The sequence below is a fragment of the Sphingobacterium nematocida genome, from assembly GCF_900168125.1.
Classification (GTDB): Bacteria; Bacteroidota; Bacteroidia; order Sphingobacteriales; family Sphingobacteriaceae; genus Sphingobacterium; species Sphingobacterium nematocida.
In genome coordinates this window covers 126,973-145,017 of record NZ_FUZF01000003.1, presented here as the reverse complement: position 1 = coordinate 145,017, position 18,045 = coordinate 126,973, and the positions used below count along the sequence as shown (strand labels likewise).

The window sequence follows — 18,045 nt, the reverse complement described above, 5'->3', positions numbered from 1 at the left end:
GGTTAATAGGAAGTCTGCATCCGCCCGGATGCAGGCTTTTTTATTGTTTGACTTTTTTGAATGCCAGTTTTTACTTAAGTTTAGGTGTAAAATAAGAGCCAATGCGTATAAACTTGAATTTTCCTGTTCCTTGGGCTAATTTCTGTTTCATTCGATTTTTTGTAGGGTCGGTATTGATCTTATCGCAATCATTTGCCGAGCTGTATGCGCAACATTGGGCTTTTAAGGAGGATGCTAGCAGTGTCGTAATTCCTATTGATATTGTAAACCATATTATCATGTTACCTGTACACTTGAATGGGGAGGAGTTGACTTTTATTTTGGATACTGGTGTTAAGGAGACAATGTTATTTGGGGCGGTGGATTCCGTTATTTTGAAAAATGTATCTTCTTATAATTTTCAAGGATTAGGGGTAGATAAGGGAATTGAAGGATTGTTGTCTTTGGATAATGTACTTGTCGTGGGGGATTCTGCCCTTGTCGATTATACACATGACCTCTATGTTATTGTGGATAGTACTATTAATCTTTCAAAAAATATCGGGGTGCCTATTCACGGAATTTTAGGCAGTAACTTTTTTCAGAATCATATAGTGCGTATAGATTACATTAAGAAGAGACTACATGTCTTTAAATCTTCGGAGGAGATAGAAGACCTAGTGAGGAAGTATACGCCTGTTAAGCTCGACATCGTGAAGGATAGACCATTCGTAGATATAAACATACAGGTCGCTGGTAAGAACTTTGAAGCATCAAGAATGCTAGTTGACTTGGGAAATTCTGACCCATTGATGATTTTTCCGTCTGTACTGAATGATTATGTGATAACTTCACCTTATGTCTATGAGTTTTTGGGACAGGGATTTAACGGTAATATTTATGGTAAGCGAAATCGGATCGAAGGAATAACTATAGCAGGGTGGCAGTTTAAGCGATTGTTTGTATCTTATCCTGATACCAATTCTTATATTAGTCGTAGACTGATAGAACGAAGGGTTGGTTCAGTAGGTAATCAGATTATGGCTCGATTTGATGTTATTTTTAATTATGCCGATAGTGTCATGTATCTCCGTAAAAATAAAATGTATAACGAACCTTTTAATATTGATATGAGTGGGCTGGAGGTCAGACATTCGGGATTCTCTTGGTTGAGAAGTAGGGTTGGGAATAAGCCTTTGAGTAGCACATCGGATCAGGGAACGACTATCAATTTAGGTAATGATGTGATGTATCAAATTGAGTTGGTACCTGCCTACGTAATACATCACGTGCGAATCGGTTCGCCGGCCTTTTTGGCAGGTGTAAAGGTAGGAGATACTATCTATAAGGTAAATGGTAAATATGCAGGCAAAATGACTTTGGAGGGTATTAAGGAGAAGTTGCAAGCTCGAGATCAATATGCTGTAAATCTCGAGGTAAAACGTGGAGAGGAGACCGTAAAGTTTAAGTTTAAACTTGTAGATCCAATCCCTTTAAATTAAATAAGGGCTGTATTTTTACAGCCCTTATTATCGTTTTTATTCGAAATATTCTTTTATCCGCTCGAAGAACGATTTTTCACTTTTACCCGGTTGAGGTTTAAAGTTAGCGGAGCCTTTAAGTCTTTCTAAAAGCTCACGTTCTTCTGAAGACACGGCTTTCGGTGTCCAGATATTAATGTAGATTAATTGATCTCCTTTATGGTATGAGTTCACTTCTGGAATACCTTTTCCTTTAAGTCTTAGTATTTTTCCTCCCTGAGTTCCTGGATCAATCTTTATCTTGGCTTTGCCATCGATAGTAGGCACTTCTACACTCGTACCCAATGCCGCATCAGCAAAGTTGATGTACAAATCATAGATTACATTTATTCCATCTCGTTTGAGGGATTCATGTGGAACCTCTTCCACAAGAATGATGAGGTCTCCAGCGATTCCTCCCCTTGGCGCAGCATTACCTTTTCCAGTCATAGATAGCTGCATGCCCTCACTGACTCCTGCAGGGATATTTATTGCGATAGTTTCTTCACCACGCTCTAGTCCTTCTCCTTTACAGGTGGTACACTTAGCGGTGATCTCTACGCCTTCACCATTACAGGTAGGACAGGTGCTGGTCGTTTGCATCTGACCTAAGATGGTGTTGGTAACACGTCTTACCGATCCAGAACCACCACAAGTGTTACAGGTATGGAAAGAAGACTTGTCTTTAGCGCCAGACCCATCACAGGTATTACATACAATTTGTTTATTTACTTTTACTTTTTTCTCGGTGCCTTTTGCTACCTCTTCAAGTGTTAATTTTACTTTGATACGTAGGTTGGAACCCTTTTGTACACGACGACCTCCTGAACGGGATCCTCCGCCAAAGAAGCTTTCGAATGGATGGCCTCCGCCAAAAATATCCCCGAATTGACTGAATATGTCATCCATATTCATGCCACCACCTCCGCCAAAACCTCCAGAATTACCAGCATGTCCAAATTGATCGTAACGTGCCTTTTTCTCTTGGTTGCTTAATATTTCATAGGCCTCAGCTGCCTCTTTAAAATTTTCTTCCGCCTCTTTATCCCCAGGGTTTTTATCTGGGTGAAATTTAATTGCTAGTTTGCGGTAAGCTGATTTTATCTCTGCTGCATCTGCTTGACGAGATACCCCAAGTATATCATAATAATCTCTCTTCGACATTCCTCTTCTTATTTCTTATTGTCCTATGACTACTTTTGCAAAACGGATTACTTTATCATTTAGAAAATATCCTTTTTCTACAGTGTCTATCACTTTATTTTTAAGATCTTCTGATGGAGCAGGGATGCTGGTGATAGCTTCTTGGAAGTCTGCATCGAAAGGCTGTCCTGTGGTTTCCATTTCTTTGAGACCTTCGTTTTCAAGAAGTTTTCTGAATTTATTGTTTACTAAATCGATACCTTGTTTTATCCCTTCAACATCTTGTCCCGTAGCCATTGCTGCAAGCGCTCTATCAAAATCATCTAACACAGGTAAAAGCTTAGAAATAACCCCTTGTCCAGCTGTTTGTATCAGCTCTACACGTTCTTTTGAGGTTCTCTTTTTATAGTTATCAAACTCGGCAAATAAACGGGCATACTTGTCGTTAGCCTCTGCGAGTTGGTTGGTTAGAGATTCTTCAATAGATAGTTCTTCAGCTTCATTTTGGGCTGTATTGTCTTGTGCTAAGTTTTCGTCTTGAATATGTTCTTGTTCGTTTATCATCACCCTATTTTTTATGTGCTTCAATAGCTTGCGTATAATATTCAAAAATTTTGCCATTATAAAATATCCGACACCTTGTCAGTATTTTGTGATAAATACGTCCAAAGTGTCGGATTATGTTTGATTTTGTCAGTCTTCTTAAATGCTTACATTGTCATGCATGGCACCATCTTCTGTCTTGATGATGCGTGCTGGCATATTACGGATAATCTGATAATCGTGGGTAGCCATCAACACGGCAGTACCTGAGGATGCAATATCACGTAGTAGAAGTACAATCTCTTCGGAAGTAGCAGGATCTAGATTACCAGTAGGTTCATCAGCTAAGATTATCTCGGGGTCATTGAGTAAGGCACGCGCAATTACGACACGTTGCTGCTCTCCTCCAGATAGTTCGTGTGGCATTTTCTTTAACTTCGAACGAAGACCTACTTTCTCCAAAACATCGAGCATACGGTTTTGGATAAGGCCTTTGTCTGTCCAGCCAGTTGCTTTTAATGCAAACTCCAGATTTTTTTCTATGGTACGATCGTTAAGTAGATGAAAATCCTGAAATACGATGCCTAATTTTCTTCTTAAATAAGGAACTTCTTGTTCGCGTAGTTTTTTCAAATCAAAACCAGCGACGAGTCCTTCTCCATTGGAAATGTACAGATCACCGTAGATAATCTTTAATAAACTACTCTTTCCAGTACCTGACTGACCTATCAAGTAAAGAAACTCTCCTTGTGCAATTTCTAGGTTAACATTGGATAACACTAGGTGCTTTTGTTGGTAGATATCTACGTTTCTTAATTTGATTACTGTATTTTGTGTCATTCTTAAAATTCTATTTCCTTAATTTGACCAAAAGGTAGTTCGTTGACAATTTTCATAATCTCTTCGGCTTTATCGCCTAATCCGATTTTGTCAAGAGATTTGTCTGGTCTGTCCACTCTGAAGTATGCCAATAAAGTAAACGAATCGTCTCGCAATTGGACGTAGTCGGGGATTTTAGCGACGCCTTTCACTTTTATTACATACATAAAACAAAGTTAATTTTTTTTTTCAATTTAAAGAATTATTGGTGCTGAGCCAAAAAATGCAAGGTGTCGATGCCATCTGCATAGTCGTCTAATGCGGGGTATTGCCCTTGGCCTAGTTGAAAAAGTGGAGATGGAATGTCTAATTTGTGCTGAGAAACAACGCATTGTATGTTTTCTTCTTGTTGTTTAAGGAGTCCCTCTAATTCCTTGATGTCGGTATACTCTTCGTAAAATAAGACGGCAAGTGGTGAAGAAAGATGGATGTCTTCTTTCAACAATAGGAAACCATTGTCATAATGTTTGTCTTTGTTGATTAAATAAATCGACTTGTTATAATCGTAGTTGTTGTTGTATTTGAAGTGATCTTTTACACCACTGAAGTGTTCGATTGCTTCAAAAAATGTAGCGATAGAATAGCCTTTTGGAACATATATTTTGGATACAGATCTACAACCTAAACCAAAATAATCAAAGATATCGTTACCCAAAGCTGCTATTTGTTCTTGGCTTTCTTCGCCGGTTAATACGGCAACGGAATTTCTGTTTTTGCGTATAATATTCGGTTTTTGTCCAAAGTAGTATTCAAAGTATCTTGCGGAGTTATTGGAACCCGTAGCTATCACTAGATCGAAGTCGGAGAGTTTGTCTACGATAGCTATTTTTTGTGTGAATGATGGGGATATCTGAATCAACTTGTTGACGATATAAGGTGTTAAACCAGCATCGTCGGAAGAAGCTTTTAGTTGCACACTAAATCCCATCAGTAGGCAAGATAGGATATCATGAAATCCTACTAAAGGCAGATTGCCAGCCAGAACAAGCCCTACGGTCTTGGACGAATCCTCGGCTGGATAAACGGAGATCCACTTTGTTAATTTTTCTTGTGTCAGGTTGTTGCCTATTGTACGCATCTGACGAATAACGTTATCCGTCGTATACCATGCGTTTTTAGAATGTAACTGTGCTATGAAATATGTCGTCTCCTCATCGGGGTGGATCAACCATTCTCCTAGTTTAGCAAAGGCTGCTATCCTTTCTTGTTTTGTCAAAATATATTATTTAGAATCGTTCTGTTCAATTTTTACTTTATCTTTGTAATGTCAAATAATTGGATAAACTACTAAATTTGTCTACTTTTTTAGTGCTAGTTATTAATCCAATATTTACCTTTGACATACAAAATTAGTTTTTTATTATAATTGTGAGGTTATAAATGGCGATAAAAATTACAGATGAATGCATTAACTGCGGTGCGTGCGAACCGGAATGCCCAAATAATGCGATATATGATGCAGGTGTGCCGTGGAAATTTTCGGATGGTACGGCGCTAGAAGGTGTGATTGACTTTGGTGATGGAGTTACGATAGATGCTGGTGCTTCACAGGACGCGATTTCTGATGAAGTTTATTATATCGTATCCGACAAGTGTACAGAATGTGTGGGTTTTCACGATGAGCCTCAATGTGCTGCGGTATGCCCGGTAGATTGTTGTGTGGAAGACGAAGACGTTGTAGAGGCAGAAGAAGAATTATTGGCAAAAAAGGCATGGTTGCATGCTGAATAATAAGCTTTAAAGAGCAAGTGTCATAAAAGGTACAGCTATTTTAGTTGTACCTTTTTTGTTGGTTTTATGCCGAAATATGTTTGGTAAACCTAGCTATTTTTATATTTTTGTTGCATTCATAAATTATGTAATCTAAAAAAAATATAGATGTCAAAAAAGAATGTAGGTTTTGTAACGCTAGTTACAGTCACTATAGCAATAATTATCACCCTTTTTTACGAATTTGATTTACTAGGTATTTCGCCTGTTGTTATGATGGGCGTTCGCTGGGTTACAGCATCTGTGTTGACCTTAAATGCGATAGTTCGTAAGAATTTGACCACTTGGATACTGACATGCTTGATATTAGGTGTATTCGTAGGATTGGATTTTCCAAATCTAGCGATAGCTATGCATCCGCTGAGTCAGGGGTTTATTAAACTTGTAAAGACAATTGTGGGTCCCATATTGTTTGCTACACTAGTGTTTGGTATAGCAGGACACTCTGATTTAAAATCGGTGGGACGTATGGCTTGGAAATCGATGCTGTACTTTTTCTGTGCTACGACGTGTGCGATTTTTATTGGTCTGGCAGTGATCAATATTACTAAGGCGGGGGTAGGTGTGGATATTGAACATATGCCACACGAGGAACTACCGACAACATCTGCTGTGGCTGCAGCGGATCAGAAGGTATTGGATCATATCTCAGAGAATGTACATGGTGTATATAAGTTTAATGCATTTATCCGTGATACTTTTCCAGAGAATATCGTTAAATCTGTTTATGAAAATAAGGTATTACAGATTGTTATTTTCGGCGTATTATTTGGGATAGGTCTGGCTATGGTGAGTGAAAAGAAACGAAAGCCATTGGTAGACTTTACCGAAAGTCTGGCAGAGGCGATGTTTAAATTCACCAATCTGGTGATGCTTTTCGCACCTATTGGTGTGGGGGCAGCTATGGCGTATACGGTGGGGCACCTTGGTGTGGATATTCTGAAAAACCTCTTTATGTTATTGATCAGTCTATATATAGCGTTAATCGTGTTTATATTGCTTATTTTATTCCCTATTGCATTGTATTTGAAGGTTCCGGTCAAGCAGTTTATAAATGCGATTAAGGAACCTGTTTCTATTGCATTTGCGACGACGAGTTCGGATGCAGCTTTACCCAAAGCCATGGAGAATATGGAAAAATTTGGTGTTCCACGTAAAATTGTATCATTTGTAATTCCTACAGGGTATAGTTTTAATTTGGATGGCACCTCGCTATATCTTTCGTTAGCGTCTATATTTGTAGCGCAAGCTGCTGGAATTGATTTGAGTTTTGGACAACAGCTACTAATCGCGTTTACATTGATGATCACCTCTAAAGGTGTGGCAGCAGTACCCCGTGCATCGCTGATAGTGTTGATCGCTACTGCAGATCAGTTTGGTCTTCCAACATTTGTTATTGCTGCTATTCTCGGTATTGACGAATTAATGGACATGGCTAGAACCTCTGTCAATGTAATCGGTAATTGCCTCGCTACTGTCGTTGTAGCAAAATGGGAAGGCGAATTTGATGAAGAGGCTTCAAAAAATCCTAATTTTCTAGAAGCGGAATCGGAATAACTCCTTGTAAAAACGAAATTAAATATACCGAGATCAAAAGCATAAAAATTGATGGATGCTAAGATGTAGTTTATAGAAATTTTGATATAATAACCCTTATGTAGCGCTTTTCTAAGAGATATTATTGTGATACATAAGGGTTTTTTTATATCTTTCTCCAATGAAAATTTGTGTGTGTCGTTTTATTATTCAACTCATTGTATTATTTGTGTTTTCGTTAAGTCTTGTGAATGCACAGGATTTTTCCATTTTAGAGGAACAATTTGCGAAATCACCAGTATTACCTAAGCATCATTTCGGATTCAGTCTTTATGATCTGGATAGTAATAAATTTGTTTTTGGTAAGCAAGAGGATCAACACTTTGTGCCTGCTTCGAATACAAAAGTGTTTACACTCTTTACTTCTTTGAAAATCATAGGGGATTCGATCCCTGGTATCCAATATATTGAACGAGGAGATTCGCTTATTTTCTGGGGGACTGGTGATCCTACGTTTTTACACCCAAAATTAGATACTAGAAAAGTCTACGATTTCCTGCGATTTTCGGATAGAAAATTGTTTTACGTTCCGCAATACACTTCAGAGCCTGCATACCGAGAAGGTTGGTCTATGGAGGATTATGCTTATGATTATCAACCAGAGGTATCTACATTTCCGATTTATGGCAATTTAGCCCGATTTAAATCCAGTGGTAAAGGAGTTGTAGCAAGTCCGAAATATTTTGATCGAATGATCGGAATAAGTGAGAAGCCTAGTAAATACTTTACGGTAAAACGAGCGTTTCATTCGAATCAGTTTGATCTAACTAATTTGAATGTACCGTCGGGATACCGTGTTAGTAAGCCCTTTATCTGGTCGGATAGCCTATTGGTAAGCCTCTTGCAGGATACCTTGCATAGGGAAGTTTATACTTTGACTAATTATGCCAAGCCAGAGGTTGTCAAGACCTTGTATTCTGCACCTCGCAATACCGTGTTGCGGGAGATGATGTTACCTAGCGATAATTTTCTGGCCGAACATCTTACTATGATAGCTTCCGATATTCGTTTTAAAGGGTTTTATACAGATTCGTTACGTTCTGAGGTTCAGAAGGAATATTACAGTAGATTCCTGGATAGTATTGAGCTAAGGGACGGAAGCGGATTATCGACCTATAATCGGGTGTCTCCCCGAAGTATGATTGAAGTACTGTTGGGAATTAGGGATTTGATCCCCGATGAAAGTCAACGATATCTCTTTTTTCCGGCAGGAGGCGTGGATGGCACACTAAGAAATGCTTATGCGTTGGATCAAGGGGTGCCTTTTGTGTGGGCTAAAACGGGAACTATACATTCCGTGCATTGCCAGTCTGGGTATATCGTGACCCGAACAGGACGTCATTACGCTTTTTCTTTCCTGAATAATAATTTTATGACCGCGACATCTTCCGTTCGTAAAGAGATGGTTCGTATCATGACCTTTATCCGACAGAATTATTAATATGTCTTAACAATTGGTATATTCGCTAATCAATTTTTAATATGCAAGATTATAAAAAGAATGACAAAAAGTTAATTCGTTCCTGGGCTATGTTTGATTGGGCCAATTCGGCTTATAATCTTGTTATTACATCCACTATATTTCCGATTTATTATATCGCTATCACAAGCTCTAAGTCAGGGGAAGATGATTGGGTTAATTTTTTTGGATTTGAGGTCATTAACACTGTTTTGTCCAATTATGCATTAGCATTTGCGTATCTTACGATGGTATTGGCTCTTCCTTTTCTTTCAGCTCACGCGGATGCAAATGGCCGAAAGATGCAGGTGATGAAGACTTTCACGTATTTGGGTGCATTTGCGTGTATGGGCTTGTTCTTTTTTAAACTGGATACCTTAGAACTGGGCATCATCTGTTTTACCTTGGCTGCTATGGGCTATATAGGAGGAGTGGCTATCAACAACTCTTATCTTCCGGTGATCGCTACCCCAGATCAACAGGATGCGGTAAGTGCAAAGGGATTTGCCTATGGATATGTAGGCTGTGTGACTATTCAGGTGATTTGCTTTGTGTTTGTCCTTAAACCGGAATGGTTTGGAATAGTGGATAAATCTTTTCCTGCTCGTCTGTCTTTTTTATTGGTTGGGCTATGGTGGCTGGGGTTTTCGTTAATCCCTTTTCGGCGATTGCCTAATAATCACCCCTCAGAACATGCTTTTGGAAAAGGATTGCGTAAGAGAGTACGATCAGAATTCGCGAGTGTATGGCAACAGATAAAGGGGAATAAAGGAATTCGACGATTTTTGCCGGCGTATTTTTTTAATTCCGTGGGCGTACAGACAATAATGGTGGTCGCTACTATGTTCGGCCAAAAAGAACTAGATCTAGCACAGGAATCGTTGATCATTACGATTATTCTTATTCAATTGATTGCTATAGTCGGTGCTTATCTGATGTCTAGCTTGGCGAAATATTTAGGTAATATTAAAGTATTGATGCTAGTTACCTTACTTTGGGCGGGGATTTGTATCGGTTCGTATTACTTAAGTAATGCAGCACAGTTTTATGGGATGGCATGTATGGTTGGACTTTTGATGGGGGGAATACAATCCTTGTCGAGATCGACCTATTCCAAGCTGTTGCCTCAGGATATGGAGGATACGACGTCATTTTTTAGTTTTTATGATATTACGGAAAAATTGGCGATTGTGGTCGGTTTGTTTATTTTTGGTTTTATAGAGCAGATGACGCATAATATCCGGTATTCGGCTTTATCGTTATCGGTCTTCTTTGTCCTAGGATTTCTTTTATTGATTCGGGCATTAAAATATAATACATTTTTAAAACAAGTGTCTAATGGGTAAGAAAGTAGAATTGTTTATTCCTTGTTTTATAGATCAATTGTATCCTGATACAGCTTTCAGCACGGTGCAATTGTTGGAACGGGCGGGTTGTGAGGTGATTTATAATTCCGAACAGACCTGTTGTGGACAGCCGGCCTATAATGCTGGTTTCTGGGATGAGGCTAAAGAGGTAGGAAGTTCTTTCCTTAAGAAGTTTTCGGAGGAAAATTATATTGTTGCACCTTCTGCTTCCTGTGTAGGTATGCTAAAAGGAGGGTATAACGACTTGTTTACGAACTCTATTGAACATAATCGTTGTAGAAATATTCAACGTCATGTATACGAAATTTCGGATTTCTTAGTTAATGTACTAAAAAGGGATTATTTTGGTGCAGAATTAGTTGGGACAGCTGTGTATCACGATTCTTGTTCGGCGCTACGGGAATGTGGAATTAAAGAAGAACCTCGTAAACTGTTGGCTCAGGTAGGTGGATTGGAGTTGGTAGAAATGAGGGATCAGGAAACTTGCTGTGGGTTTGGAGGTACTTTTGCTGTTAAGTTTGAAGGTATATCGTCGGCTATGGCTGAACAAAAGGTGCAAAATGCGCAAGCTGTAAATGCAGATTATATCATTTCTACTGATGCATCTTGTCTATTACAGTTACAGGCATATATTGATAAACATCATATCCCGATAAAAACAATGCATCTTGTTGATGTATTGACCTCGGGATGGGCAAACATATAAAATATCTAGATAGACCGGACTTTAGAGACAAACGGATCCGTCAACTTACGGACAATGAAATAATAATTTACATTACCAATCTAAACAAATAAAAAAATGAATTCAAGAAGAGATTTCCTTAGAACTTTGGGGTTAGCCACAGCAGGGTTAGCTATAGCTCCCAATTTGGATGTTTTTGCAGGTAAGAAGAAATGGTTTGACATTTCTCTAGCCGAATGGTCTTTGCACCGTACTATCAATAAAGGTGAATTGAAAAATATTGACTTTCCTGAATTTGCTGCCAAAAAGTTTAATATTCATGGGGTAGAATACGTGAATCAATTCTTTAAGGATAAAGCTAATGATATGACTTACTTAAAGGATCTTAACGATCGTGCTAAAAGCAATGGCGTGAAGAATGTATTGATTATGATTGACGGAGAAGGTGAATTAGCGGGAGCTGATGAGACTAAGCGTAAGCAAGCTGTTGAAAATCACTATAAATGGATCGATGCTGCTCACTTCTTGGGTTGTACCTCTGTACGTGTTAATGCCGCTGGTAAAGGATCTAAAGAAGAAATGAAAGACCGTATGGTCGAAAGTTTATCTACATTGGCTGATTACGGTAAGAAAGCTAAAATTAATGTAGTTGTAGAAAATCACGGTGGCGTTTCCTCACTAGGGGATTGGTTGTCTGATGTGTTGAAGACTGTAGGAAAGAAAAACTGTGGAGCATTGCCTGACTTTGGGAATTTCTATGAGTACGATCGTTATCAAGGTGTTATTGACTTGATGCCTTATGCCAAAGGGGTAAGTGCTAAATCGCATGACTTTGATGATAATGGTAACGAAAAGGGAATAGATTATGCTAAAATGATGGATATCGTGAAGAAGGCGGGTTACAAAGGATATGTAGGGATTGAATATGAAGGAAGCCGACTTAATGAGATCGATGGTATTATCGCTACAAAAGCCTTGTTAGAGCGTTTCCAATAAGATATGTTACGAAATTGCTTTCTATCACTCGGTTTACTGTTTGTTTGTTTTCTGTCGTATGGACAGAATAACTTAAAAATGAATGCCTGGCAGGATAGTTTATTAAATCTTGCTACGCAAATAGTTGGAAAGGTCGCAGAAACCGAACGTATAGAAAGCAATTTTACGTTCGTGAAGACTTTAGTGTCTGCACTTAAAGAGCCTAACTCTTTTTACTTTAATTTTGAGAAATTGAAGATGGTTTCTATCCTCAATTCTCCAGATAATTCTTTTAGGATCATGACCTGGAATCTTGCATTGCAGGATGGTTCTTATCTTTATTACGGTACTATTCAGCACAAATCCGGGACGATAAAGCTCACTCCATTGCTTGATAAAACCTTTCAGATAGGTAATCCAGACCAAGATGTGATATCGAATAAAGACTGGTATGGTGCACAGTATTATCAAATTATGCCGCTCTCGAAGGGACAGTATGCACTGCTGGGCTGGAAAGGGCATCATGCAGACTATACCAAAAAGGTAATTGAGGTGCTAAACTTTTCTCCAAATGGGGAGGTTACTTTTGGAGCCCATGTATTCTCGGATGACGCCAAACTGTCCCGGAGAATATTTTCCTATACCAAACAGGCTTCTATGTATTTGAAATTTGATGCCGCTCAAAGCCGTATCGAATTTGATCACATCGTGCCTGCTGATGTTAGCTTGAAAGGGAATTTTAAGTATTATGGACCAGATTTGACTTATGATGCTTATGTTCTAGCGAATGGAAAATTGATTTTAAAAAAGGATATTAAAATTCAGAATCCGGAAAGGGGAGATGAAGATAAGTATATAGATCCAAGTAAACCGAGTAAAAAATTTAAGAGCGGTTTGCAGGAGTAGTGTAACTATTTTATTGGGGTATGTGACTTTATTAAGAAATTATGTTTTCTTTGTTACTTATTATAACTAAAATATTGATATTGATCTAAGATTATGAATGAACAAAAAGATGATGTGTTAGTTAACCACCTGACCAGTAGAGGGATGGATGATAAGATGGTGATGGGGCATCCGGCGGGGCTATTTGTGTTGTTTTTTACAGAGATGTGGGAACGCTTTAGCTATTACGGTATGCGGGCCCTGCTTACGACATTCTTAATTTCAGAAATAGCCAAAGGTGGATGGGGATGGACGAATGAAAGTGCTATGAGCCTATATGGTTGGTATACGATGTTGGTGTATGCTACACCGATTATTGGTGGTTATATAGCAGATAAGTTGACCGGGCAACGAAAAGCAATTCTTATCGGTGCATTGCTGATGACTTTGGGACATGCTTCTATGGCATTGGAAGGATTTGAAAAGAACTTTTTCTTTTTGGGACTAGGACTTATGATCCTGGGAAATGGTATGTTCAAACCCAATATTTCATCGATGGTCGGACAGCTTTATCCCAATACCAGTGCTAAAAAAGATGCCGGTTATACTATTTTTTATATGGGAATTAATGCCGGGTCATTCCTTGGATCTTTGTTATGTGGTTATTTAGGTGAAAAGATAGGATGGCATTATGGTTTTGGTTTGGCTGGTGTATTTATGTTCTTCGGTATGTTGCAGTTCTTTGTTGCGCAAAAGGTGTTTGGCGTAATCGGAGAGCAACCGAAGAAAGAAAATGTAAAAGTTGATGATGAAGAAGAGGCTCCTAAACATGTCGTTCGTGACCGACTCATTGTTGTGGCTGTACTTATGATTGCTAGTATCTTTTTCTTTTTAGCATTTGAACAGGCTGGAGGATCTATGACTATCTTCGCTAAAAACTATACACAACGGGTATTAGATGGTACACATGCTGTTACGTTTAAATGGTTGGATGCATTATTAACGATTATACCTATTGGTGCTGTTACTTTCGTTTTATTGAAATTGTCTGCGAAAATTTTTGATAAATATCCGTTGACCATTATTTTTACCCTAGTGTCCTTTGTTTCGATTGCCGTATTGGGAATATGGAAGGTGTATCGTGAATTTACATCGATAGATACTGAAGTAACTGTAGCTTGGTTTCAGATTTTGAATGCCTTCTTTATCGTTACTTTTGCTTCTTTATTCAGTAAGTTATGGGAGAAAGTCTGGAATCCTTCGGGACCAGTAAAGTTTGCTATGGGATTGATTTTGGTAGGGATTGGTTTTATAGTTTTAGCATATGGTAGTAGTTCTATTCCCAAAGGAGCTGAAACTGCTGCTGTAAGTATGATTTGGTTGGTGCTGGCTTATTTTTTTCATACGATGGGTGAGTTGTGCCTTTCTCCTGTTGGGTTATCTTATGTGAGTAAATTGTCTCCAAAAAAAATGTTGGGGCTAATCTTTGGGTTTTGGTTCCTAGCATCGGCTATTGCAAATAAAATTGGAGCTTCAATGGGAGGAATGATTGATAAAATATCACAAGAGTATTCGATGTCGGTTTTCTTCCTAATTATAGCGGCACTTCCTATCGTTGTAGCATTGGTTTTATTGCTGTTAAATCCAATGTTGAAGAAAAAAATGCACGGTATAAAATAATATGTCAAGATAAAAAGCAAAAGGTTCAGTGGATAGATATTCTGGACCTTTTGTTTTTTAGTTCGATATTATTAGGGTTGAAATTGTATTTTTGGTAGTTTTTAATTTAAATAAGTAAGTTTATAACGTATGAGTCAAGTTTCGGAAGCTTCTTTTTCGGAAGAATTAGAAAAGCAGGGGATAGACGGTAGTCTAGTGTTGGGGCATCCATCGGGATTGTTTGTTTTGTTTTTTACAGAGATGTGGGAACGTTTTTCCTTCTATGGAATGCGCGTTTTATTGATAAACTTTTTAACAACGGCTATCATATCGGGTAGTCCTTTTTCGGGGTGGGGATGGGATCCTGTGCAAGCAGGTGCATTGTATGGTACGTATGCGATGTTACTGTATATTACTCCGATTTTCGGGGGCATCTTGGCGGATAAGTTTTTGGGGTATCGGTTTGCAGTGGTGATTGGAGCAGCGATCATGACATTGGGGCACTTGTTTATGGCCTTTGATACACCTTTGTTTCTGTATTTAGGATTGGCGGCTTTGGTAATTGGAACAGGGTTCTTTAAGCCAAATATGACTTCTATTTTGTCGGAGATGTATAAAAAGTTTCCGCAGAAAAAGGACGGCGCTTATACTATTTTCTATATGGGGGTTAATGCAGGTGCGTTTTTTGGAATGATGCTTTGTGGTTACTTAGCGGAAAAAGTGGGCTGGCATTGGGGATTTGGTCTTGCTGGTGTCTTCATGTTTTTGGGAACATTGCAATTCTGGTTTGCTAAACCAATCTTTGGTAAAGTTGGAGATCCTCCTAGTGCTGAACAGAAAGAAGCAGTTAAACAGGCTTATAGCACAAGTGCAAACCCTGACGATAAGCCGAATCCATTCACGGCATTAGATACAATCTTGATTGTTGCGATGACGTTATTGGGATTGGCCTATGCCTTCAATGATCCGCTTTCTAAAATAGCTGGGATTGATATTCTTTCAGGGCTTCAAATGGGAGCTGTAGCGGGACAAAATGTTGCTATTATTTCAGCATTGGTTTTGTTTTTCTTTGTCGTTATATCACGTTTGACACGTTATACTAAAGTGGTAAGGCAACGAATGATTGCCGTTATCATATTTGCGTTTTTTGTTATTTTCTTTTGGATGTCTTTCGAACAAGGTGCTTCATCGTTGGTAATCTTTGCCCGCGATAATGTGGACCGTACATTGGAAGGAAACTCATTAACGATCTTTAATATCGTAAACATGTTGTTGACGATTGTTCCTTTGGCTTTAATCACCTATGTGGTAGCTAAGTTGACAAAACAGACTTACGGCAAAGCTCCGCTTTCTAACGTGGTACAAGCAGTTTGTTTTGCAGGTATTTGGGGAATCGCGATCTGGATGTTGTACAGAGAATTCACTGCCGATGCATCTGAGATTACGGTATCTTGGTTTTCTATTTTGAACTCTTTCTTTATTATTACTTTTGCGAATTCAATTTCTAAAATATGGGATTCAAAATTCAATCCCCCGGCAGCAGTTAAGTATGGACTTGGACTTATTGTGATGGCAATCGGTTTTGGATTATTGGCTTTCGGTGCACACGGAATTCAAGAAGGGGTAAAAGTATCTATGGTTTGGTTGGTTTTGGCTTATCTATTCCACACACTTGGCGAATTGTGCTTATCACCAGTAGGACTATCTTATGTATCTAAACTAGTACCGGCCCGTATGATTGCTTTCATGTTTGGAATGTGGTACCTAGCGATTGCAATAGGAAATAAACTAGCTGCGATATTGGGAGGAGAAATTGAAAATATTACCAAGGAATACTCTCTGAGTACATTCTTTTTGATATTTACAATAGTTCCGATTGTAGCAGGATTGCTTGTGATGATGTTACATCCAATTCTGAAAAGATTAATGCACGGCGTAAAATAATACTAAGATGCCTTCCAGTTTGGAGGGCATTTTTTACAATCAGCTATAAAAATCATGTCAACAGAGACACAAAAAACATTAGAAGAAGTTCAGAATTTTGAAGGTAAATATCCAAAACAGATATGGAGTTTATTCTTCTCGGAGATGTGGGAGCGATTCTGTTTTTATGGAATGCGGGGTATGTTGGTCTTCTTTATGATCACCCAATTGAATTTTGGTGAGAAGGAAGCTAATTTGCAATACGGAGCTACTCAGGCGTTTGTTTACGCTTTCACATTTATAGGAGGCTTGTTTGCTGACAAAATATTAGGTTTTAGAAAGTCCTTGTTTTGGGGCGGTTTATTAATGATCGTAGGGAGTGTTTTGCTTTCGATTGATACGCATCAGTTTTTCTTTTTTGGATTAGCCTTTATTATTATAGGTACGGGGTTCTTTAAACCCAATATATCTACTATGGTAGGGGAGCTCTATAAGGACAATGATAATCGTCGTGATGCTGGTTTTTCTTTGTTTTATGCCGGGATCAATTTAGGTGCGTTTCTTGGTGGTTATATTTGTGTAGCAATAGGCAAAGGCTATATGCTGAGCTCGATTATTGATGAAGCGCATCGCTGGAATGTGGCTTTTGGTTTGGCGGCAGTAGGAATGTTGGTTAGTTTAATTAATTTTCAGTTCACAAAAAGACATTTGGGACCGATTGGTTTGCAACCGGGACATCCTGATGCGATTGTTAAGACCAAGGCATTGCCTAAATGGGCTGAATATGCGGTGTACATCGGTACATTACTATTGGTGCCTTTGATTCAAGTGATGGTCTCTAAGACAGAATATACCGATTATTTCATGTACCTTATTGGTCCATTGACGTTGATCTATCTGTTCTTCGAAATGAGTAAAGTGGAAAAGGCAGAGCGTCACAAATTGATAGCTGCACTTATTTTTATTTTGTTTTCTATCGTATTTTGGGGGATTTACGAACAAAGTGGCGGTTCGCTAAGTATTTTTGCTGCTAAGAATCTAAATGATGTGGCACTAGGTGGAATTATTAAACTAGATCCAAATGGTGTTAATAATTCTGGTGGAGCATTTTTTATTATTCTTCTGGCACCGCTCTTTGGACTGATGTGGATTTGGCTGTCTAAAAGAAAACTAGAACCGAACACTATTATCAAATTTGGTTTAGGTTTTGTCTTTTTAGGGCTTGGGTTTTACGTGTTGTATGCCACTCGTTTTTTTGCTGTCGAGGGGATTACCTCATTAGATGTGTTTACACTCGCTTTATTAGTGATTACCGTGGGAGAACTGTGTTTGTCGCCTATCGGGTTGTCTATCATGACAAAACTATCGCCATCAAGACTACAGGGAATTATGATGGGAATGTGGTTTTTGGCTAGTGCCTATGGACAATACGTTGCTGGACTTATAGGAGCGAATATGGCTGAAGCTAGGGAGGGAGATTCTTTGATGGATAAGCTGATTACATATACAGAAGGGTATAAGCAATTGGGCCTATATTCTTTGATCGCAGGAGCTATCTTAATCGTATTATCACCTTATATCAAGCGTTTGATGCACGGCGTCAATTAGATTGTCCGCAATCGTATTTTGAGGTTAAATTTGTTATTTTTGTGTTTTATACTT

The 18,045-nt window shown here is 38.6% G+C and carries 16 protein-coding genes; 11 read left to right on the top strand and 5 right to left on the bottom strand.

The annotated features are described in order from the left end of the window. Window positions 1-101: 101 nt before the first annotated feature. A complete protein-coding gene (locus B5X76_RS05060) occupies window positions 102-1,481 on the top strand; it encodes a PDZ domain-containing protein (RefSeq protein ID WP_079641845.1) in 1,380 nt (459 codons plus the stop codon). Window positions 1,482-1,517: 36 nt separating this feature from the next. Here B5X76_RS05060 and dnaJ read toward each other — a convergent pair whose 3' ends face one another. From dnaJ to B5X76_RS05035, 5 genes are all read right to left on the bottom strand, one after another. Continuing rightward, window positions 1,518-2,663, bottom strand: coding sequence for a molecular chaperone DnaJ (dnaJ, locus tag B5X76_RS05055; protein ID WP_079641843.1), 1,146 nt, complete (start codon window positions 2,661-2,663; stop codon window positions 1,518-1,520). Between the two features lie 15 nt (window positions 2,664-2,678). Then, on the bottom strand, window positions 2,679-3,203 hold the full coding sequence (locus B5X76_RS05050) for a nucleotide exchange factor GrpE (RefSeq protein ID WP_079642268.1): 525 nt from the start codon (window positions 3,201-3,203) through the stop codon (window positions 2,679-2,681). A 141-nt stretch (window positions 3,204-3,344) separates the two neighbouring features. Continuing rightward, window positions 3,345-4,025, bottom strand: a complete 681-nt coding sequence (locus B5X76_RS05045; protein WP_079641841.1) for a cell division ATP-binding protein FtsE — start codon at window positions 4,023-4,025, stop codon at window positions 3,345-3,347. A 2-nt stretch (window positions 4,026-4,027) separates the two neighbouring features. After that, window positions 4,028-4,231, bottom strand: a complete 204-nt coding sequence (locus B5X76_RS05040) for a fructose-6-phosphate aldolase (RefSeq protein WP_079641839.1) — start codon at window positions 4,229-4,231, stop codon at window positions 4,028-4,030. A 35-nt stretch (window positions 4,232-4,266) separates the two neighbouring features. After that, on the bottom strand, window positions 4,267-5,280 hold the full coding sequence (locus B5X76_RS05035; protein ID WP_079641837.1) for an acyl-CoA reductase: 1,014 nt from the start codon (window positions 5,278-5,280) through the stop codon (window positions 4,267-4,269). Between the two features lie 164 nt (window positions 5,281-5,444). Here B5X76_RS05035 and B5X76_RS05030 point away from each other — a divergent pair, with 164 nt between their 5' ends. The 10 genes from B5X76_RS05030 to B5X76_RS04985 all read left to right on the top strand — a co-directional run bounded on the left by B5X76_RS05030 (window position 5,445) and on the right by B5X76_RS04985 (window position 17,991). Continuing rightward, a complete protein-coding gene (locus tag B5X76_RS05030; RefSeq protein ID WP_079641835.1) occupies window positions 5,445-5,795 on the top strand; it encodes a 4Fe-4S dicluster domain-containing protein in 351 nt (116 codons plus the stop codon). Window positions 5,796-5,942: 147 nt separating this feature from the next. Next, entirely contained in the window at window positions 5,943-7,391 is a 1,449-nt protein-coding gene (locus B5X76_RS05025; protein ID WP_079641833.1) for a dicarboxylate/amino acid:cation symporter, read from the top strand. A gap of 160 nt (window positions 7,392-7,551) precedes the next feature. Continuing rightward, a complete protein-coding gene (locus B5X76_RS05020) occupies window positions 7,552-8,871 on the top strand; it encodes a D-alanyl-D-alanine carboxypeptidase/D-alanyl-D-alanine-endopeptidase (RefSeq protein ID WP_079641831.1) in 1,320 nt (439 codons plus the stop codon). Window positions 8,872-8,912: 41 nt separating this feature from the next. Beyond that, complete coding sequence (locus B5X76_RS05015) at window positions 8,913-10,235, top strand: MFS transporter (protein WP_079641829.1); 1,323 nt, start codon at window positions 8,913-8,915, stop codon at window positions 10,233-10,235. Continuing rightward, a complete protein-coding gene (locus B5X76_RS05010; RefSeq protein ID WP_079641827.1) occupies window positions 10,228-10,962 on the top strand; it encodes a (Fe-S)-binding protein in 735 nt (244 codons plus the stop codon). Before B5X76_RS05015 ends, B5X76_RS05010 begins: the two co-directional genes overlap by 8 nt. A 96-nt stretch (window positions 10,963-11,058) precedes the next feature. After that, entirely contained in the window at window positions 11,059-11,937 is an 879-nt protein-coding gene (locus B5X76_RS05005) for a sugar phosphate isomerase/epimerase family protein (RefSeq protein ID WP_079641825.1), read from the top strand. A gap of 78 nt (window positions 11,938-12,015) precedes the next feature. Then, window positions 12,016-12,822, top strand: a complete 807-nt coding sequence (locus B5X76_RS05000) for a hypothetical protein (RefSeq protein WP_139375211.1) — start codon at window positions 12,016-12,018, stop codon at window positions 12,820-12,822. A gap of 93 nt (window positions 12,823-12,915) precedes the next feature. Further along, window positions 12,916-14,481 carry a peptide MFS transporter gene (locus B5X76_RS04995; RefSeq protein WP_079641821.1) on the top strand — a complete coding sequence of 522 codons (1,566 nt, stop codon included), beginning with the start codon at window positions 12,916-12,918 and terminating at the stop codon, window positions 14,479-14,481. A 129-nt stretch (window positions 14,482-14,610) separates the two neighbouring features. Continuing rightward, the gene (locus tag B5X76_RS04990) at window positions 14,611-16,404 is read left to right on the top strand and encodes a peptide MFS transporter (RefSeq protein WP_079641820.1); all 1,794 of its coding nucleotides are present in this window, start codon (window positions 14,611-14,613) and stop codon (window positions 16,402-16,404) included. A gap of 54 nt (window positions 16,405-16,458) precedes the next feature. Then, window positions 16,459-17,991 carry a peptide MFS transporter gene (locus tag B5X76_RS04985; RefSeq protein WP_079641819.1) on the top strand — a complete coding sequence of 511 codons (1,533 nt, stop codon included), beginning with the start codon at window positions 16,459-16,461 and terminating at the stop codon, window positions 17,989-17,991. Window positions 17,992-18,045: the final 54 nt, after the last annotated feature.